This is a genomic window from Shouchella rhizosphaerae, from assembly GCF_900142675.1.
Classification (GTDB): domain Bacteria; phylum Bacillota; class Bacilli; order Bacillales; family Bacillaceae_D; genus Shouchella; species Shouchella rhizosphaerae.
In genome coordinates this window covers 18,993-39,223 of the sequence record NZ_FRBS01000006.1, presented here as the reverse complement: position 1 = coordinate 39,223, position 20,231 = coordinate 18,993, and the positions used below count along the sequence as shown (strand labels likewise).

At 45.7% G+C, this 20,231-nt stretch carries 17 protein-coding genes; 4 read left to right on the top strand and 13 right to left on the bottom strand.

The window, feature by feature from the left end; genetic code table 11:
- Positions 1–74: 74 nt before the first annotated feature.
- From BUC05_RS16550 to murQ, 10 genes are all read right to left on the bottom strand, one after another.
- Positions 75–1,034 carry a glycoside hydrolase family 5 protein gene (locus BUC05_RS16550; protein ID WP_035202294.1) on the bottom strand — a complete coding sequence of 320 codons (960 nt, stop codon included), beginning with the start codon at positions 1,032–1,034 and terminating at the stop codon, positions 75–77.
- Between the two features lie 19 nt (positions 1,035–1,053).
- The gene (locus BUC05_RS16545) at positions 1,054–2,319 is read right to left on the bottom strand and encodes an ABC transporter substrate-binding protein (protein ID WP_011245180.1); all 1,266 of its coding nucleotides are present in this window, start codon (positions 2,317–2,319) and stop codon (positions 1,054–1,056) included.
- Between the two features lie 154 nt (positions 2,320–2,473).
- Entirely contained in the window at positions 2,474–3,406 is a 933-nt protein-coding gene (locus tag BUC05_RS16540) for a carbohydrate ABC transporter permease (RefSeq protein WP_035202293.1), read from the bottom strand.
- A 12-nt stretch (positions 3,407–3,418) separates the two neighbouring features.
- On the bottom strand, positions 3,419–4,321 hold the full coding sequence (locus BUC05_RS16535; RefSeq protein ID WP_011245178.1) for a carbohydrate ABC transporter permease: 903 nt from the start codon (positions 4,319–4,321) through the stop codon (positions 3,419–3,421).
- Between the two features lie 24 nt (positions 4,322–4,345).
- Complete coding sequence (locus tag BUC05_RS16530; RefSeq protein ID WP_050748925.1) at positions 4,346–5,278, bottom strand: ROK family protein; 933 nt, start codon at positions 5,276–5,278, stop codon at positions 4,346–4,348.
- On the bottom strand, positions 5,268–6,656 hold the full coding sequence (locus BUC05_RS16525) for a glycoside hydrolase family 1 protein (RefSeq protein WP_035202292.1): 1,389 nt from the start codon (positions 6,654–6,656) through the stop codon (positions 5,268–5,270). Before BUC05_RS16525 ends, BUC05_RS16530 begins: the two co-directional genes overlap by 11 nt.
- Positions 6,657–6,839: 183 nt before the next feature.
- The gene (locus tag BUC05_RS16520) at positions 6,840–7,844 is read right to left on the bottom strand and encodes a LacI family DNA-binding transcriptional regulator (protein WP_035202290.1); all 1,005 of its coding nucleotides are present in this window, start codon (positions 7,842–7,844) and stop codon (positions 6,840–6,842) included.
- Between the two features lie 151 nt (positions 7,845–7,995).
- Positions 7,996–9,054, bottom strand: coding sequence for a DUF871 domain-containing protein (locus tag BUC05_RS16515; RefSeq protein ID WP_035202289.1), 1,059 nt, complete (start codon positions 9,052–9,054; stop codon positions 7,996–7,998).
- An 18-nt stretch (positions 9,055–9,072) separates the two neighbouring features.
- Complete coding sequence (locus BUC05_RS16510; protein ID WP_011245173.1) at positions 9,073–10,425, bottom strand: PTS transporter subunit EIIC; 1,353 nt, start codon at positions 10,423–10,425, stop codon at positions 9,073–9,075.
- Positions 10,426–10,447: 22 nt separating this feature from the next.
- Positions 10,448–11,338 (bottom strand): N-acetylmuramic acid 6-phosphate etherase, encoded by an 891-nt coding sequence (gene murQ / locus BUC05_RS16505; RefSeq protein WP_035202287.1) that lies wholly within the window; start codon positions 11,336–11,338, stop codon positions 10,448–10,450.
- A 201-nt stretch (positions 11,339–11,539) separates the two neighbouring features.
- Between murQ and BUC05_RS16500 the strand changes: the two genes are divergently transcribed.
- The 4 genes from BUC05_RS16500 to pdxA all read left to right on the top strand — a co-directional run bounded on the left by BUC05_RS16500 (position 11,540) and on the right by pdxA (position 16,568).
- Positions 11,540–13,135, top strand: coding sequence for a sigma-54-dependent Fis family transcriptional regulator (locus BUC05_RS16500; RefSeq protein WP_035202285.1), 1,596 nt, complete (start codon positions 11,540–11,542; stop codon positions 13,133–13,135).
- Between the two features lie 139 nt (positions 13,136–13,274).
- Positions 13,275–14,261, top strand: a complete 987-nt coding sequence (locus tag BUC05_RS16495; protein WP_011245169.1) for a 2-keto-3-deoxygluconate permease — start codon at positions 13,275–13,277, stop codon at positions 14,259–14,261.
- A gap of 16 nt (positions 14,262–14,277) precedes the next feature.
- Complete coding sequence (locus BUC05_RS16490) at positions 14,278–15,579, top strand: four-carbon acid sugar kinase family protein (RefSeq protein ID WP_035202284.1); 1,302 nt, start codon at positions 14,278–14,280, stop codon at positions 15,577–15,579.
- Positions 15,576–16,568: a 4-hydroxythreonine-4-phosphate dehydrogenase PdxA gene (pdxA, locus tag BUC05_RS16485; protein WP_011245167.1), complete on the top strand. Its 993-nt coding sequence runs from the start codon at positions 15,576–15,578 to the stop codon at positions 16,566–16,568. Before BUC05_RS16490 ends, pdxA begins: the two co-directional genes overlap by 4 nt.
- 67 nt (positions 16,569–16,635) lie before the next feature.
- On the opposite strand, the gene BUC05_RS16480 is transcribed toward pdxA, so the two are convergent.
- The 3 genes from BUC05_RS16480 to BUC05_RS16470 form a co-directional block, all read right to left on the bottom strand.
- Positions 16,636–17,484: a MurR/RpiR family transcriptional regulator gene (locus BUC05_RS16480; RefSeq protein WP_011245166.1), complete on the bottom strand. Its 849-nt coding sequence runs from the start codon at positions 17,482–17,484 to the stop codon at positions 16,636–16,638.
- A 122-nt stretch (positions 17,485–17,606) separates the two neighbouring features.
- Positions 17,607–19,349 carry an ABC transporter ATP-binding protein gene (locus BUC05_RS16475; protein WP_035202283.1) on the bottom strand — a complete coding sequence of 581 codons (1,743 nt, stop codon included), beginning with the start codon at positions 19,347–19,349 and terminating at the stop codon, positions 17,607–17,609.
- Positions 19,339–20,112: a MerR family transcriptional regulator gene (locus BUC05_RS16470; protein WP_035202282.1), complete on the bottom strand. Its 774-nt coding sequence runs from the start codon at positions 20,110–20,112 to the stop codon at positions 19,339–19,341. The genes BUC05_RS16475 and BUC05_RS16470 overlap by 11 nt, the downstream gene beginning before the upstream one ends.
- Positions 20,113–20,231: the final 119 nt, after the last annotated feature.

The window sequence follows — 20,231 nt, the reverse complement described above, 5'->3', positions numbered from 1 at the left end:
TTTCTTTTGCCCACCAACACGAATACAGCAAAAAGGACTGAGATGCAAAAGCAGCAACCAGTCCTTTCTATTGATTAATCACTCTTAAGCCCATTTTCACCATAAACAATTCGTTTGCCCCAACTCGTCAATGGGCCTGATGGGCCTTCAGCTAAATCCAGGTATTCAACACCCCCGCTGTTGCCATACCATGACCAGGCCAGCCAGCCCACTTGCCGCTCTGCTGTATAGGCCAAAATCGCATCTTCATCGACATCGCCATCATGATGACTATGGCCAAATTCACCGATCACCACAGCAAGATTTTCAGCAAGCACACGATCAATGTTATAGGCAATTGTCGCCCTATCAGCTCCTGCATATTCGTACATATGGATCGAAAACATCGTGTTTTTTAATGGATCGGACGCAAACACATCGGCTCCCCGCTCGTGGATTGAGGCAGGGTACTGGCCCCAACCTGCCGCATCAACCATTAATGTATGGGAGAGGCCAGCGCTGCGCAAGCGCGGGATCGCTTGTGCGTATGCTTCTGCCCAAACGTCGCTCCTCCACGACCCATACCATTCATTGGCAACGTTAATGATTACTCGGTCTTCTGTCCCCTTGAGAACATCAGCCATTTCGATCCAATAATCGACTGCTTTCTCTAAATCAGCAGGATCGTCACTTCCTGTAGCGTCATGGACTTCCAGCACAGTTGTCAATCCATATGTTTCTGTGGCAGCCAGCACACGGGCAAGCTCAGAGGCATCATCTTTTTCCCATTGCTGTCCATTGGATAAGACCATTCTCACCGTGTTCGCCCCTGTTTCTGCTATGGCAGGGATTGCTTCCTCCAGATCTTGCTTAAACCAAGAGTGTCCATGGTTGACGCCACGCATAACATAAGGATCGCCATTTTTGTCCAACAACTCTGTACCGGATACGTGAAATCCGTTTTGTGCATATGCCGAACCGCTACCGTACACGAACAAAACCAATACCACTAGTGTTCCAAACAATTGTAACCGCTTTCTTTTCATTTGATCCATGTCCTCCCTCTTCACAAAATTAGTCCATATCAAACTCTGCACGGAGACTGTCTGCTAATTCGCCTAAAGCATCCGCTACATCCACGTCTCGGTTTTCATCCATGATTTGGTCGATTACAGGCTGAATGTTCGAGGCAGCAGCTGGCTTATCTGGAAACATGCTTTGCACGACTGTGTTTTCTTCCATGATCGTCTGGAAAGCTTCTACATTTTCTGGCACCCATTGGCCTTCGGCAAATGTATGCGTTTCACGAGTGACTGACGGATTGGCGCCAACGATGTTCGCCTGGATGGACTGGCCTTCGCCATGGGTTAAAAATTCTAACAGCTTCCACGCTTCTTCAGGATGGTCTGTTTGCGATCCAATGCCGATCGGCAATCCAAGCAGCTGCGATTTGTTCCCAGCTTTCCCTGCCGGCACTTCAACAATATCCCATTCAAACTCTCCGTCTTCTTCATATTGGCGCCAGTGCCACGGCCCTGCAAAAGCCATTGCCGCCCGGTTAGCCAAAAACAAATCGCCAAGCCCTTCCGACTCGGTTGCCAATGGAGCGACACGGTGGACATCAACCAAGTCATGCATAAACTCAATCGCTTCGATTGTTTCCGGTGAATCAATCTCGACTTTAGATCCATCTATATTAAACGAAGCACCTCCATTTTGGACAATCATTTCTTCCCAGATCAGCCCAGCAATCCCAAACTGGACAATCTTCCCATCTTCTTCAATCGTTGTCGCTTTTGCTGCTTCTAAAAAGTCGTCCCACGTCCAGCCAGCTTCCGGATAAGGATGCCCTGCCTCGTCAAACATATCTTTATTAAAAACAATATGATGAGAAGTCAGATCCCTTGGCAAGGCATACTGGACGCCTTCCCATGCGCCAATATCCCAAGCGCCAGGTAAATACTCGTCTTCTTTTATGCCGCTTTCTTCTATAAATCCATCAAGTTCCATTAACATTCCTTGGCTTGCGTAGCTCGTCATTGCTGCTGCATCGATCATCCAAAACACGTCTGGCTGATTCCGTCCAGCCGACATTGTCGTTAACCGCTCATTAAAATTATCCCAAGGAACATGGCTTAACTCCACTTTAATGCCAGGATTTTTTTCTTCAAACACATCAAGGATTTCACGCTCTCCTTTCAGTTCTGCCGGGCCATTTCCCCAGACAAGCATCCGCAGCGTTACATCGCCGCTACCGCCTCCTGCACTTTCCTCGCCTCCACAAGCAGTAAGGGCCAATAGCGAAACTAACACAACCGGTGTATACATCCATCTTTTCATCCATCTCATCTCCTTAAATGTATAATTCCGTCACCTCAATGGCCGTATAATTTGATAAACTGGCCGTTAAGGCAAAAGCAACATGTTCGTTTCCTGGACTAGCAAACAAATGCGCTCTTACTGACGCTTGCCGAAAAAACTTTGGATAAGGAATTTACCCTTTGATGCCTGACAGTGCGATTCCTTGGATAAAATGTTTTTGGGCAATGAAAAACAGCACGACGAGTGGGAAAATCACCATTGTACTTGCAGCCATCATCGGCCCCCATTGCATCGTTTGTTGGCCATTAAACATTTGCAAACCAAGGGCTAGCGTATATTTATCGATATCATTTAAGTAAATCAACGGTGTCAAAAAGTCATTCCAGCTTCCCATGAATGAAAGAATTGCGACCGTTATCAGCGCCGGTTTCGATAAGGGAACGACGATCCGCCAAAAGATCCCAAACAAGCTGCAGCCATCAATAATGGCCGATTCCTCCAATTCTTTTGGAATGGCTCGAAAAAATTGGCGCAATAAAAAGATAAAGAAAGCGTTTCCTAAAAAGGCGGGAACGACCAACGGCAAGAACGTGTTCACCCAGCCAAGCTCTGTAAAAATCAAGTACACTGGAATCATCGTCACCTGGGGAGGCAGCATCATCGTGCAAAGCAATAAAATAAACCAGACGCTCCTGCCCCTCCCCTTAATTCGTGCAAACGCGTAAGCGACAACGGCACTGGAAGCGACTGTGCCGATGACTGTCAGCCCTGTCACTACGATTGTGTTCCAGTAAAACTGCAAAAAGGGAACCAATTCAAATACTTCGCGGTAGTTAGCAAAATCAAACGGTGCTGGCCATAAAGTCGGCGGATACGAGATCGCTTGCGACTCGGTTTTGATTGATGTAGAAACCATCCATAAAAAAGGAAGAATAAACAAAATCGATAAAACAACAAGCATAAGGTAAATCATTAAACGGTCTAATTTCTTTTGCCTCGTATAATTTTTGAAAACCGGCTTTGTCTGATTAATCGGCCCTGGCATTCTTGCAGGCTGGACCGGTTCGATTTGTCTATTTGCTTGGTACCGTTCCTCCAACAGCATTTCCTCCCTTCTTCAGTCGTCGTATTCGTAATAAACTTTCTTGCCAAAAAATTTGAATTGCAGCAATGTGAAGATCAAAACAATCACAAACAATACCCAAGCAAGCGCGGATGCATAGCCCATATTGAAAAATTCAAATGCATTCTGGTAGAGGTATAGCACGTAAAACAAAGACGCATAGTTTGGCCCGCCGCCACTCATCACATAAGCTTGAGTGAAAACTTGGAAAGAACCGATCACACCCATAATCAAATTGAAAAAAATAACATGAGAAGTCATCGGGATTGTAATATGCCAGAACTTGCGCCACTTTCCAGCCCCATCAATCTCAGCAGCTTCATACAAACTTGGAGGTACGCCTTGCAAGCCGGCCAAATAAATGATCATGCCGCCGCCAACACCCCAGAGGCTCATAATAATCAATGCTGGTTTAACCATCGACTCGCTCAATAACCAGCGGGAAGTCGGCAAACCAACAGAATCAAGGAGCGCATTCGCCAAACCAAACTCAGGTTGGAAAATAAGCACCCACAACAGTGAGCTTGCTACAGCAGGCACGATGGAAGGCAAATAAAAGATCGTTCTAAAAACCCCCATAAACTTCACTTTTTGGTTTAGAAGCACCGCCAACAAATAGCCGAAAGCAAGCCCAAGGGGAACACCTAAAAATGTATAGAAAAACGTGTTCCACATCGTTTTCCAAAACAGCGGATCATGGAAAAACAAACGTTCATAGTTTTCGAGACCAATCCATTCAGCCCCGCCCATCACTTGCCACTCTGTAAACGACATATAAAACGAGTAAATCATTGGCCCCGCAGCCAATGCTAAAAAACCAATGAGCCACGGGGAAATAAACAAGTAAAAGGCTAGTGTTTTGCTTCTACGCAACCTCGCCAATGCTGGCCGATTCATACATTTCCTCCTCTCAACGCATGCTTATCCTGCAATTTCTGGTTTTGGGCAAAAGGACTGGTTAAAGTAAGCGACAGCCCCAATTAAATTGGCATCATTGCCAAATTGGCATTTCCATAAATTGGGCCGCAGATCCACCATTGAATTGGCTTTTATAAGCAAATCGATTTTCTCGTAAATACGTGGAATATAATCGTTTCGTTCACTTATTGCGCCGCCGATTAAAATCGCTTCTGGATCATAGGTAAATTGTAGATTGTACAGGCCTACTGCCAAATAATAAAAATGCCGATCAACTTCCACACGGGCGACCTCATCACCAGCTTCAGCAAGTTCAAATACGCGAATGGCATCGATGTTTGCACGTTTAGCAGCGGACACGCGTTTTGCCAGTTCAACGGGGGAGGTAATGCTGCTGAACGTTTCTCCGTGTTTATTCATAACCATGTAGCCAAATTCGCCGCCGTAGCCATTTGCTCCGCGATGAATGGCGCCATCTTTAATAATCGAACCGCCTATACCCGATCCAGCAACAACCATAACAATGTCTTTCATTTTTCGCGCGCTCCCTAGCCACATCTCCGCAAGAGCTGCGCAGTTGGCGTCATTTTCAAAGCTTACTGCTAGCTGCATGCACTCCTGTGCCTTTTGCTTAAATGGCACTTCATGCAAATAAGAGAGGGCGCTGCCGCCGTCGATAAACCCAGTTGCTTGATTCGGTATTCCAGGCGTGCTAAATGCCGCGCCTGAAAGCGTGTAGTTGGCGGCATAACGATGTTTTATGTCCTGTAACAATTCAAACAGAAGCGCCATACTTGCAGGCGTCACATCGATGCCCTTTTGCAAAATGTCACCTTTAGCCGTTACCACGCCATGTTTAATCGTCGTCCCGCCAATGTCGAATGCCAACAAATTCAGATGCTTTCTCTCCCTTCCAACAACTTCGCTAGAAGCCATTGTTTTCAATTACCGTTTTAAACCACCAGCCGCTTTTTTTAACCGTCCGATTTCCATCTTTCCCCAAATCAACAGACACAAATCCATAGCGGTTTTTATAAGCATTTGTCCACGACCAATTGTCCATAAACGTCCACAAATGGTACCCTTTCACATTAGCGCCCTCGGTTAGCGCTTTATGGAGCCAGCGCAAATGGTTTGAGATGAATTCAATCCGGTAGTCATCTTGAATAACACCAGCTTCATCACGGAATTTTTCTTCCCCTTCAACACCCATTCCATTCTCAGAAATAAAGCACTCGATATTTCCATAATGATCCTTTATGTTCATCAATAAATCATAAATGCCTTTTTCGTAAATTTCCCAGCCACGATGGGGATTGATTTTTTTGCCAGGCATATCGTAGCTATCAAAAAATGTTCCTGGCATAAGCGGGCCATCTCCTATAGGCGTCTCTTTCGCTTTCACCCGACGTGGTTGGTAATAATTCACCCCCAGTAAATCAACTGTATTTCCAGAAATCACTGCTTTGTCGCCCTCTTCTACATGAGGCATAAGCCCATATTGTTTTAAAATTGCCACTAGTTCTTGCGGGAAAGTCCCTTTCACAGACGGATCGAGAAAAGAACGGTTAAAAAAAGCATCAGCGAGTTTAGCTGCTTCTACATCTCGTTCGTTTTCCTCTGCACGAGGGTAGGATGGTGTTAAGTTTAAAATGATGCCTATCTTGCCTCCTTGCCCTAAACGGCGGTAGCGTTCAATTGCTAGAGCACTAGAGAGCATTGTATGGTAGCCAACTTGGACTGCCCGCTTGAAATCAACGACTTTCGGGTAATGGAACTCGTATAAATAACCGCCTTCCACTGGCACAATCGGTTCATTATGGGTAAACCACGTTTTCACACGGTCCCCGAAATGCGTAAAGCATATTTCCGCGTAACGGGCAAACGCATAGGCGACTTCACGGTTTTCAAAACCGCCTATTTTCTGCATCGCCATTGGCATATCAAAGTGAAATAAATTAACAAACGGCGTAATCCCTGCAGCGAGCAATTCATCAATGACTTGATCGTAAAATTGAACGGCTTTTTTGTTCACCGCGCCATTTCCTGCAGGAATAAGCCTTGACCAAGAGATGGAGAAGCGAAATGATGTATGGCCAAGTTTTTTCATTAAAGCAATGTCATCCTTATAGCGATCATAAAATTGCGATGTTTTGGCTGGCCCTACCTCGTTAAAAAAACGGTTTGGCTCGATTTCATACCAGTGATCCCAAATGTTTTTGCCTTTGCCGTCACGGTCTGCCGCTCCTTCAATTTGCGTAGCCGACACGGCCGTCCCCCACCAAAAGTCAGGTGGAAACAGATACGTCGTCATCGTTTCTCCCCTTTTCTAACGAGTTTGATTTTGTCTCTATTCTATTTAAGTTAACGTTTAAGTAAAAGATAAAGATACGATAACCTTAATATGAAAGCGATTACTAGTCAATAGCCAAAATGAAAATAAACAAAAAAACAGCTTTTGCAAGCTGTTGAAAGAAGTACGTTTAGTTGTTCAATCCTATTGAATATTCTTTACCGATTCGCGAAAGACAATCGATCCTTTGATTAATATCCTCCCATAGCCATCGCTGCCTTTATCGCCTTCGAGCTTTTCAATCATTCGTTTTGTGGCCACTTTGGCCATCTCTTCTAAATCGACTTCCACTGTTGTTAAAGGCGGGGTCGACAACGTTGCGTAAATATCATTATCAAAGCCGACAACAGAACAGTCTTCCGGGACACGGATTCCGCTATCCGACAACTTTTTGATAAGCAAATAGCCTACATGGTCGCAATTGCACACAAAAGCAGTCGGCAGCTTTTCCGGCAATACTAAGTCAATAAAACGGCCCGCATCATCGCGATCACTGACCAAGTACCGCTCATTAAAAGGGAGCCGGTGTTCTAGCAACGATTTATACATTCCTAAAAAGCGGTCTTGGATGCTACTTGTTGTGTGGACATTGCCAACAAACCCGATTTCACGGTGGCCTTGGCTAATTAAATAGTTCGTCAACTCATAAACGGCATAAAAATTATCAGTGACGACCACATCCGCATTCAATTGGTCCGTATAAAAATCAAGGAATACGAGAGGCACGTTTTCTTTTGTTACATGTTCAATGTATTCCTTTTTTGGCTGGCCAAGCACAATAACGCCGTCCGCCCTGTTTTCTAAAAATGCTTTCGGCAGCATGAGCCGCTCTTCATCATCGGAGCTCAATATTTGTAAGATGCCGTAGTAGTCATAGGATTCAAGTACCGATATAATTTGCCTGTAAAACTTTAAATAAAATGCTTGCTCATCACCGGCAAATCGTTCCGGGATCAAGATGACGATATTATTGGTGCGCCCGCTTCTCATTGACTTAGCGGCCGCATGAAAGCGATAGCCCATATCAGCTGCCATCTGCTTGATTTTTCGTTTCATCTCATCGCTAACGCCCTCTTTATCATTCAGCGCTTTCGAAACTGTTACCGTGCTTACACCCGCTTTTTTCGCGATATCACCCATTGTGACCATTTCACCACTCCTTCTCACGTTCCAACTATAGTTTACCTTTTCAGAACGATTCTGTTAAGCATAGGATGGAAAAGCAAAAGTTTAACGATAAAGTAAAACACAAACAGCAGCTATACACAAAACAAAAAGGAGCAGGTTGTGCCTGCTCCTGTTACATCCATTTAAACTTCCAATTTTGCCCGCCTTTTATGTGCTGAATTAACGGTACATCGGTGTCAATCACCCGGCCTAGCACATTTACTTTCTCATCAGCAGGCAAGTCTGTTTTGGTAATTTGTATTTCGCCTTGGTAACGGCCGTAACGGTTATTGTCAATTGTCACTGTGCCAATAGGCCGCTCCCCAGTGTTTGCCGGCGTTACGTCTCGCTTCCCAATAGATGCGAAGGAACGAGATGACTCTGACCGAAGGACATCACGGGCTGCATCTTTGCGGTTGCGGTGTTTTTCCTCTACATCAACGACATTCTCCACCGCTGGCTGCACCCGCAACAGCACTGCTTTTTCATTATGATAGACGTGAAATTGTTCAAAGCTGCTATCAGACAAGCCCTTGTCGCCGACTAAAATCGTTTCAATGCCTTCGCCTTCATATAGATCTAGAAACGAGGCAAACGGCGACATGTCCCGATGGTCTTCAAGTGTCGGCAAACCCTTGAACAACGGAGCCCTAGGCACGTCGCCAGGAATAAACGCCATTACCGAAAAGCCCATTTCAGACAGAAAGGTGTTTGTTTGACGAAAGTCTTCTCGGCTTAACCCCGTCTCAGGGCGAGGGTAAAAATTATGCCATACTTCAACTTTGTTTGGATCGAGGCCGGCTTGGCGCAAGGCGATTGCTTCCCTTTTATCGACAGTGCTTGCATTTAAGACAACTTGCATCTCTTGTGATAGGCGCACGACCGTCTCAGTCGCCACACCATAATCGATACGCAATCCTGTCACGCCCCACTCTTTTAAATTGCTCGCTTGTTCCCATGACAAGTTTAAATGGTTCATTGAGTCAGGCGACACATCGCATATAAGCCGCATATGATTTGCTTTGGCAAACATTCCAACTTGCTTGAGCCGTTCTGCATATAAAGAAGCATCGTCTTCAGGGATGTGCAATGAAGTAAACAGTACATTAAATCCAGCGGCAGCGGCTTTTTTTATATAAGCTTCTTGCTCTATAAATGGCTGGCTGAGATAAGCAGATACACCAAGCTCCACTCTTTCCTCACCTCCAACTTAAATGTCTTTTGCCATTTCTTCTTTAAAACCGAACATGTAGGTGAACAGAAAACCGAACAAATAGGCGAGCGCAATACCACCTAAATAGTAGAGGTATTTGCCTTCCGCAATTAACGGTGTTAGGGACAAGCCGGAAACGCCGATTCCTGTAGAGCCTGTGGCAAATATTGCTTGCATGGCCCCACCAACAGCCGCACCTAAACTGGCTGTCACAAACGGGCGCCCAAGCGGGAGCGTTACCCCGTAAAGCAACGGTTCCCCGATGCCAAGGAAGCCAACAGGCAAGCCGCCTTTAATAATATTACGTAGACGAGGATTCCGCGTTTTAACAAAAATAGCGATTGCTGCGCCAACCTGGCCTGCTCCTGCCATTGCTAAAATTGGCAACAGCGTTGTAAAACCGAATACATTGATAAGCTCCGCATGAATTGGCGTTAAGCCATGGTGCAATCCAACCATGACAAGCGGAAGGAAAAAGCCTGCCATGAGCGCCCCAGCAATCGGCCCACCCATGTTTAAAATCGAGTGGATGCCGGATGTGATCCCATCCGATACAATGCCAGCAACGGGCATAATCGCATAAATCGATAAGAAGCCCACAATGACGACAGTAAACAGTGATGTGAAAATGATATCGACCGATTTCGGTATAACTTTACGGATGTGGCGTTCAAAGAACGTCATTAACCATGCCGCAAAAATGACGCCGAACAATCCGCCACGCCCTGGCACAAGGGCTTCGCCAAATACGGTCACCTCGGCAAGGGCCGGGTTGAAAATGAACATCCCCGCGATCGCTCCTAGAACCGGCGTGCCGCCAAATTCTTTAGCGGTATTCCATCCAACAACAATCGCCAAATACGTAAATAGGCCGCCTCCTAAAATGGTCATTAACAAAAGCCACGTATGTTCTTCTTTTTGCATGCCTGAGTTAATTAAGAAGTTGGCCACGCCATTAATGATACCTGAGGCAACAAGGCCTGGAATCAACGGGATAAAAATATTCCCTAAGCTTCGCAAAAATTGCTTAAATGGTGTTTTGTTTTTCTTTTTCCGTTCTTGCTGGGCGTTGGCAGCCTGTTCTTCAAAAGACGTTTGCCCTGTACGAGCGAGCTTTTTCATTTCTTCCGTAACGACATTGACAGTACCTGGACCAACGACAATTTGCCATGTATCGTCTTCAACGACTCCCATAACTCCTTCCATTTTCTTTAAAGCATCTTGATTGACTAGGGCATCGTCTTTTACAGCAACACGGACACGCGTCATACAATGGGTAAGGGACTCGACATTTCCTTTCCCGCCAATATGTTCAAGAATTTCTGAGGCCATGCGTTGTTCTTTGTTCACACGTTTCCCCTTCTTTCACAAATTATTTTTCTACCGTTTTGCGAATAAACCCTTTGGCGTTTTGCAACTTTGTAAGCGCTTCATCATAAGAGCAATCAAGCAAAATCATCACAATTGCCGCCTTTACATGCCCATTTGCTTTTTGGTAATAGTCGGCTGCTGTCTCATAGGTTGAATCGGTTGCTTCCATAATAATCCGTTTGGCGCGCTCAACTAGTTTTTGGTTTGTCGGTTGTACGTCGACCATTAAATTTTGATAGACCTTGCCAATCCCAACCATTGCTGTTGTTGAAATCATATTTAAAATGAGCTTTTGGGCTGTTCCTGCTTTTAAGCGAGTTGATCCAGTCAACACTTCCGGCCCCGTTTCTACTTCAATCGCAACGGCAGCGTATTGGCTCATTTTCGCCTCCTTGTTGCAAGCAATGGATACCGTGTTAGCCCCACGAGCCTCTGCCTCTTTCAACACGCCAATCGCATACGGCGTGCGCCCGCTAGCTGCAAGAGCAATAACCGTGTCCTTTTCGCCTATATTTAAGCGGTTACAATCATTTGCACCTGCACGCTCGTCGTCTTCTGCCCCTTCGACTGCTTCTGTAAATGCTTGCTCGCCGCCGGCAATTACACCACGAACCATTTCCGGTGAAACACCAAAAGTAGGTTTGCATTCAACAGCATCTAAAACACCTAATCGTCCTGAAGTACCAGCGCCCGCATAAATGAGCCTTCCGCCCTGTTGGAAAGAAGCAATCACTAATTTGACCGCCTTTTCAATTAGCGGTAGTTGTGTTGCAATGGCTGTTGGCACTTTTCCATCTTCTCTATTCATTGCTTTTAAAATATCGTGAATCGGCATACTGTCAAGCGCCATTGTCGCTTGGTTGCGCGTTTCTGTTTTTAACTTATCAATCAAACCATTCACCTCTTAATCAATTGCATATTTATATATTTATTATCGCTCTATAGAAATAAAACGTCAATATAATTTTAATTAATTACGAAATAAAATTTCATACAAGCTATCCTTGTAGCTATTATTGTTTTCCTTATTTGATCGTGGTACTTTCTAAAAGATAACGGCTTTGCAGGGCAGTTGCATGATGGAGGGAAAACGATGCGCAAAATACACGTTACGATCATCGCCCCTTATGAGGGCTTAGCAGAAACATTTAAACGAATACAAAATGAATTCGAACATCTCGATATGACGATCCATATAGCGGACCTTCAGCAATCTTTGCCTCTATTGACAACAGAAGTACAAGCGCAGACCGATATATTTATTAGCCGTGGTGGAACGGCTAAAGTGATTCGCACTCGGACAGAAAAACCTGTTGTTGAAGTTCCTATATCTGGCTTTGATATTTTACGAATGATTTTGCTCATCCAAGCCGAGCGGGAACAAACAGAAATTATTGCCTTTGAAAACATTTCCCTAAGCTTTACGAAAGTAACAGAGTTAATCGAAACCGACATTCCAATCACAGCAGTCATGAAAGAAGAAGAAGTGGAACCAGCCATTATCGCCGCCAAGGCAGCCGGGCGGAAGATGATAGTCGGTGACGCCATTACGACGAGCTTGGCGAACAAACATGGGTTGGAAGGAATTTTAATTACATCTGGAGAAGAATCTGTCAGAACTGCACTTGAGCAAGCGGACCTTTTAGGCAGAAAAATGAATGACAGCAAGCAACAGCATCAATATTTTCGTTCTGCCTTTTTTCAGTCTGACCAGTTCCAGCTTTTAGCTGATGGAACGGGGCATGTGTTTGCTATAAGCGACAAGCTCCAAGAGAACGAGACGTTGCTGAAAGCAGCGACCAGCCAATTACTTTCACTTATTCAAAACAAAACACACGCTTTCTTTACAGAAGCAGGCGGAAACAACGTTTGCTTCGCTGTAAAAAACATCGGCACTGAAAAGGCACCGACCTGGCTATTAACGGCGACAGCTCTCCACCAATCGCTGCCAAAAGGAGCTACCGTGTTTGAAGTACCTCATTTATCCGTACCGCTCGTCCTCGGGGCAAACGATTCGCTATCTCGTGACTATGAAGCCGCTACTGGCAAACATTCTGTAGCGCTTATTGGCAAAAACGGGTCTGGAGAACAAGCGCTCGCAAAAGGACTTTTGCCAAAATTGGCCATTACATGCCGGGCAAAAGATTTATTGAATGTGCCTGATTTTGAAGCAAACGGGCTTTCCTTGTTTATTACCCATGCAGAAGAACTTTCTACTACACAATGGAGACAACTAGAGGGCACAGTGCTTAAAACAGCGCCTTATGTTGTCCACAGCGAAAAGCCGTTGTCTTTTCTAAACGATATGCCAACTGTTTGGATACCGCCGTTATGTGAACGCAAATCCGAATGGCCAGGCTTTATAAGACGCTTAATTGCAGAAGCGAACCAGCTATACGGCAAGCAAATTATTGGCTACCGGGGCAGCATTCACCCAGCGATTATGGGAAATTTAAATTGGCTAAAGGAGTTCATCTTTGCAAAAGTCGTAGCAACAAGCCAACCGTATATTGACTTTAGCGACAGTTGGTCAGAAAAAGGCTTCGCTCGAATTGATTTAGAACAGACGCTGGAGGAAATGGAAAAAACGTTGATTAAACATGTGCTTGAAGAGGAAGGCTATAACCAATCAAAAACAGCTGAACGTTTACAAATTAATCGAACAACGTTGTGGAGGAAACTCAAATAATGTTGCTATTTGCAACATTATTTGAGTTTTGTATTGCAATTTCCAAAAGAAAGCGTATCATTTTTGCTGTAATCATTTCTTTTAAGCGTTTCCAGCTTGAATTTCGTTTCAAAATGAAACAGAAAGAAGGGATCTTCTGATGAAGGTAAAACAAAGCATTGAAAAAATTCCCGGAGGCATGATGGTTGTCCCGTTGCTTCTTGGTGCACTTATCAATACGGTTGCCCCTGACTTGCTTAGGATCGGCAACTTTACACAAGCGCTCTTTGTAGACGGCGCGACTACCTTAATTGCTCTTTTCCTTTTGTGCGCAGGCTCGCAAATCAACATACGCAGTTTTGGCGTTTCATTTGGAAAAGGCTTTACGCTTTTGCTAGTTAAATGGATTTTTGGCGGCCTCGTCGGTGCGATCATTTATGTACTGGCTGGAGGGCCTGAAGGCTTATTCCTCGGCCTCGCTCCAATTGCAGTCATTGCCGCAATGACCAATTCCAACGGCGGCCTTTATGTTGCGCTTGCAGGGCAATACGGAAAAAGCGAAGACAAAGCGGCCTATTCTGTACTTGCCATGAACGATGGCCCGCTCTTTACAATGCTGACATTGTCTGTTGTCGGCGCGATGGGCGTCCAAAGCGGCTATTTTTCCATCACCGCTTTTGTCGGCGTGCTCTTGCCCATTTTAATTGGGTTTGTTTTAGGAAACATTGATGAAGACATCCGCACGTTCCTTGGAAAAGGCAGCGACATGCTCATTCCGGCATTCGCTTTTGCACTTGGCATGAACATTAGCTTTACGTCCATTCTTGAAGGGGGACTGCCAGGCGTCGTACTTGGTGTGCTCGTCGTTCTAGTAACCGGTATCACTGGCTACTGGACGTTTAAATTGTTCAAATGGAACCCACTCGTTGGCGCTGCTGAAGGATCGACAGCCGGAAATGCAGTAGCAACGCCAGCAGCCATTGCCGCAGCAAGCTCTGCTTTTGCCTACAATGTTGAACTTGCAACTGTCCAAGTTGCAGCCAGTGTCGTAACTACAGCCATTTTGCTACCGATTTTTATTGGCTTTTTGGCTAAACGTTTAGAGAAAAAAGGCCAGCTTCCTGAAGAAGCGAGGCAACAAGCGTAAGGATAGGAGAGTCATCATGAAAATTGCCATCATTGCCGATGACCTTACCGGAGCAAATGACAGCGGCGTCCAGCTTGCCAAAGCAGGCTTGGACACAGTTGTCTGGCTCAATGGCAAAGGTTCGTCAGAAAATCGCGCAGAAGCAGTCGTGGTCGATACGGATAGCCGTGCCCTTTCTCCTAAAGAAGCGAAAGCAGCTGTCCATGCTGCCATGTCTGCATTAGCGCCTTACAATCCAAATTTGATTTTTAAAAAAGTCGATTCGACATTGCGCGGCAATGTCGGGGCAGAACTCGAAGCAACTGCCGAAGCTTGGCAGCCGGAATGCATTTTGTTAGCTCCTAGTTTCCCTGCCAATAACCGTACAGTTGAGGATGGGATCCTTTACGTAAATGGCACGCCAATTGGGGAAACAGAGTTTGCCAGAAACGAAGCAGATCCCGTTTCTGACTCTGCCATTTCTGACCACATTGGCCGCCAGTTCCACGGTGCCATCGCCCATATTCCCGAATCGTTATGGGCCGAAAAACCAGAAACGATTAGCGCTTGGCTTGATCGCAACATCGCAAATGAACAAACTGTTTTTATTTGCGATGCGGTTTCAATGGAAACACTCGAACGAATTGCTGCTTTTTCGCAGCAGCAGCCGAAACGACTGCTTTTGGCTGGTTCTGCTGGCTTGTCGAATGCCCTTGCGCAGACGATGGTGTCCGGCACAAATACCCCATTTGCTGACCATCCTGTTAGCAGTGACCCCATCCTTTATCTCGTTGGCAGCATGAGTGAAGTGAGCAAGACACAAGTGGCCCATTTGCTCACGCACCCACAAACGGAAGGGATTCGCCTTCATGCGGCAACAGCAGCGAGCAATGACCGCCATACACAAGCAAAAGAGTTTGAGCGAGTGGTGGCCGCTGCTGAAAAGACAGTAGCGATCGGCAAAATACCCGTTATTTTTTCTGGAACAGAGCGCCAAGAAGTCGCTGAAGTATATGACTATGCGAAAACAACAAATACGGCAATTAGCGAATTGGCGAAACGAATTGCCGATACGATTGCGGCGATCGGCTCCAAACTAATGGATACTCGCCATTTCCAAGCGATTATTATGACCGGCGGCGATACCGCTAAAGCACTATGCCGGCGGCTAAGCATCGATGAATTGCGTTTGCTTGATGAATTTGAACCGGGTATCCCTGTTGCCCAGTTTACTGGCGAACATCATCAGACATACGCGATTACGAAAGCAGGCGCCTTTGGCAATGAGAAAACTTTCTCGAATCTATACCACCACTTTACTAAGGAGGAAAGCAAATGAGACCAATCATTGGCATTACCATGGGAGACGCAGCCGGTGTCGGCCCTGAAATCATCGCAAAAGCATTGGCGGACGAATCAACTTTTAAAATTGGGCGTCCTGTCGTGATCGGCGATGCAACTATCATGGAACGGGCTGTCGACATTACTGAAACGGAATTGAATGTTGTGTCTGTATCAACGGTTGACGAATGTGTCTTTGAACCGGGAACGATTGAAGTCATTGACTTGCGCTTGTTAACGGAAGGCGTATCTTTCGGACAAGTTAGCGAAGCGGCGGGCAACGCAGCTTTCCGTTATGTTGAACGGGCAGTGGAGCTTGCTAAAGCGAAAAAAATCAATGCCATTTGCACAGCTCCATTAAATAAAGAAGCGATGCAAAAAGCAGGGCATCTGTATCCAGGCCATACGGAAATTTTAGCTGAACTAACGGGGACCACTGATTTTTCAATGATGCTATCTGCTCCAAATTTAAAAGTGATCCATTTGACAACACACGTAGGTTTGCGCAAAGCGATTGATACGATCAACCCAGAACGGACATATAAAGTCATTTCTTTAGCGCATGAAACACTTGCGGCCGCCGGAAACAAGCAGCCAAAGATTGCTGTATGCGGCATTAACCCACACGCTGGTGAGAACGGCCTGTTTGGAGAAGGCGAAGAGGAAGAAAAATTGGTCCCTGCGATAGAAAAGGCGCGTGGAGAAGGGATCGATGTAGAAGGGCCATACCCGGCAGACACACTGTTTTTCCGGGCTGCGCGCGGCGACTTTGACATCGTTGTCGCTTGCTACCATGACCAAGGCCATGTGCCAATAAAGGTAATGGGCTTAGAAGCAGGCGTAAACATCACGGTTGGCCTCAAAGGCGGCATTGTCCGTACGTCTGTTGACCACGGCACGGCCTTTGACATCGCTGGCAAAAACATAGCCGATGAACGGAGCCTTCTGGCCGCTTATCGGGACGCGGTTGAGCTTGCTCCTAAATAAAATCAACTTTGTGTCGTTCTATATAAAAAGAGCTTTAGGCGTTGATTTGGCCTAAAGCTCTTTTTGCTTAACGGCGTAAGCGCAATGCTTCGTCACGGGCTTTTAAAAATGCGGTAATCGTGTCTTCGTCTTTTTCATGGAATACACTTAAATAAAGCGTATCAATAATGTTCAACTGCGTCATTCGCGAGGCGATCGTGCCGATGCGAAAGTCTTCTTCCACATTTGGCGTACAAAGAGTAATATCTGCCAACCTATATAATGGCGAGCGGTCCATTTTCGTAATCGCCACAACGGTGACGCCTTGCTTTTTTGCAAAGGTGGCCAATTCCACTACATCCTGCGTTTTTCCCGACAAGCTGATTGCCACAAATATATCGCCTTTTTCCATATAAGGAATGAGCGAAAGATTGTAATGGAAATCTTGAGAAGAAGATGCCTGATAGCCAATACGCGTAAACTTATAGCTACCGTCGAATGCAGCAGCGGCAGAGCCGCCAACTCCATAAAAGACGATGCGCTTCGCTGTCATTAGCACAGCAACCGCAGCTTCAAGCTGCTTCCGGTCGATCGATGACAACGACAATTCGATCGCGCTTTTATTCGTAAACGTCACTCTGCGGAACAAATCATAAGGCGCATCTTTTTCTTGCAACGATGAAAAGTCGGTTAATCTTTCTTTTGAAGCCGTTACATCTTTCATCAGTTCCATTTTAAACAGCCGGAAACTGTTAATTCCAATTTTCTTGCAGAAGCGGATGACGCTTGCCTCACTGACCCCAGCGCGAGCCGACAGCTCTTTCGTCGTCATGCTTGGGATTTGGCTTGGACTGTCCAATATCGTTTGCCCAATTCGGGCCTCTGCCTCTGATAGGCTTTCCAGTTCTTTTTCGATTTGCGCGAGCAACGAACCCACTTTGGACGCACACCTTCCTACATGTCTTTCGTTTCATTATACCTGCTTTGGCGGCAATTACAAATTGGGAAATCGCTTTTGTGACGCCTTTACTGAACACAATGAGCGTGCGCCCACTTTTCTTAATCAAACTGAAGCTGCTGGCTTACCAGTTCCTTATAAAGTGGGTGTGTATCCAGCAATTCAGCGTGTGTGCCCGCGCCCGTTACGTTTCCTTCCTCTAGTACAATCAATTGATCCGCATGCCTAACGGTCGCTAATCGATGGGCAATCACAAGTGTCGTCCGCCCTTCCATCAGCACTTCAAGCGCTTCCTGCACAAGTTTTTCCGATGAACTGTCCAAATGTGCTGTTGCTTCATCTAGAAGCAAGATTTCAGGATCGCGAATCATCGCCCGGGCGATCGCAAGGCGCTGCCGTTGTCCACCTGATAGTCGGACGCCCCGCTCCCCTACTTCCGTATCGTATCTGTCTGGAAGGGAAGCAATAAACGACTCCAAATTTGCATGCCGAACCGCAGCCGTCATGTTCTCTTCAGGAACATCCGTCAGCCCATAAACCAAATTGGAGCGGATCGTGCCTGCCATGATCGGCGAGTCTTGGGAAACATAGGCAATCTTTTGCCGCCATTCATGCAAAGGGAGGCGGTGGATGGAATGACCCTTATATTGGATCGTGCCGTCGTCTGGCACATAAAAGCGTTCAATCAATGAAAACAATGTCGTCTTCCCTGCCCCACTTGGCCCTACAAAAGCGGTGACCTTGCCGATAGGAGCATCAAAATTCACCTCTTTTAAAATTGGCTTGTCAGCAGTGTAACCAAAGGAAACGCCTTGGAAGCTGAGTGTGCCAGCAGGCGCAACTGCTCCATCTACGTTTGCAGCATTCTTTTCCGGCTCAGCTCGCAAAATCGTCTCAAGGCGTTCACTTGCGCCAAGCGCCTTTTGAAATTGAGTGAAAAAGCTGGCCATTTGTGTAAATGGCATTGCAATTTGAAATAAGTAAAAAATGATGGCAACAAGGGCTCCCGCCGATAGGGTTCCAGCCGAAACTCTCATGCCTCCGTAGCCAAAAATCACAACGAGCATAATGAGCATGGCACTCATCATCAATGGTTGAATGACAGCCATAATCTTCCCTTCACGCATCCCAAAGCGAAACAGCTTGGCCATACGCGAGAGGCCGACTTTCTGTTCGACTCCTTCAGCAAGAGACGCCTTGACAAGGCGGATATCTGATAGAACGCGGCCTAAATCGCCTTGAAAAGAGGCTGTTTCATCTTGTAAAGACTTTGACACCTTATACATACTGCGTCCTAATGGAATCATAACGAGAAGCGAAGCCGGAACAACAGTAAGCATCATCAACGTCATTTTCCAATCAATCGCCAAAAGCAAGACGATCGAGCCAATAATCGAAACTATGCCTGAAAAAAATGGGATTAGCTGCATTGTCAAAAAATCTTTTATGACAAGCGTATCATTGGTCATCCGGCTCATCAATTCCCCAGACGAGTGTCTGTCAAAAAAGGGAACAGGCAAGTGCAGCATCCGTTGCCAAGCTTCTTTCCTGAGCGCGAACACGACTTTCTGGCCAATATACATCATCGTATAAAGGGCAAAACCGGACATCACAAGTTGTGCGAAAAACACAGACGCAAGCAAAATTACCGTTTGTCCGTTTAAGCCAACTGCATTCATTTCGTCCACGAAATTCATTGTCAATAGCGGGACAATGAGCGATAGGCTAGTTTCCCCAATAACAAGAACAACTGCGAGAACGAGCCAAGCCACCTTCGGCAAAAAAGGTTTGACCATGGACCAAAAACGTCTAGCTCCCAATGAGCCGGCAAGTTCATGTTCCATCTTCTTCCCCACTTTCATTTCTAAAGTAAATTTCCATTGCTTCATCCATATATTTTTGTAACCTTTCAGGGAAATGGATGAAAAATAACCTCTCATGTTCGACGAAAAACGCTTCAATATCACCAAGCTCATCAACCACATTCGGAACCGATTTCATTGGAAAACTAGAAAATAGCTCCTTTATATAACTTTGGACTTCTTCCGCTCCTGGCTCAACGTTGTTATGAAGCGCGTTTTTCATCCGTTTGTAAAAATAAGCCGCTTGTTTGTCTATTTCTAGTTGTACGTCAGGATCCTCGTCATAGTCAAACAATTCATTTAATAGACTTTCAGGAAAATGGGCGATTAATGCATCTTTTTGCCGTTTCTCCAAACGGAACGCGTCAAGGAGCACAAACAGCAAATCATCAAGATCTTCTTCCTCGATCCCTTCTAAATCATATAAAGCTTCTGCACGCCTGATTGTCGCCAACACCTCTTCTAATTCCCTTTTCTTTTGTTCAAGCATGTTTTTCTGGGCCACGAGCATTTCTCTTCCACTCCAAGCGGAGGTTTTTAGCTTCTCTTTCATATCAGCAAGCGAGAAACCAAGATGCTTAAAAACTTGAATTTGTTGATACCGTTCCCATTCTTTGCGGGTGTACAGTTTATGCCCATTTTCATTTTGCCGTTCAGGCGTCAACAATCCAACTTGGTCGTAATAACGCAATGTCCGTACCGTGGTGCCGACTTTTTTGGCGAACATGCTGATTGTCATCTCCATCCTATTTGCCCCCTTTCCCCTATCGTAACCTGTAACGTAACGTCACACGCAAGCACCTTTATCTCAATGAACAAAAACATTCCTAATTATTTACGATACGAAGCCGGTACGGGATTCAC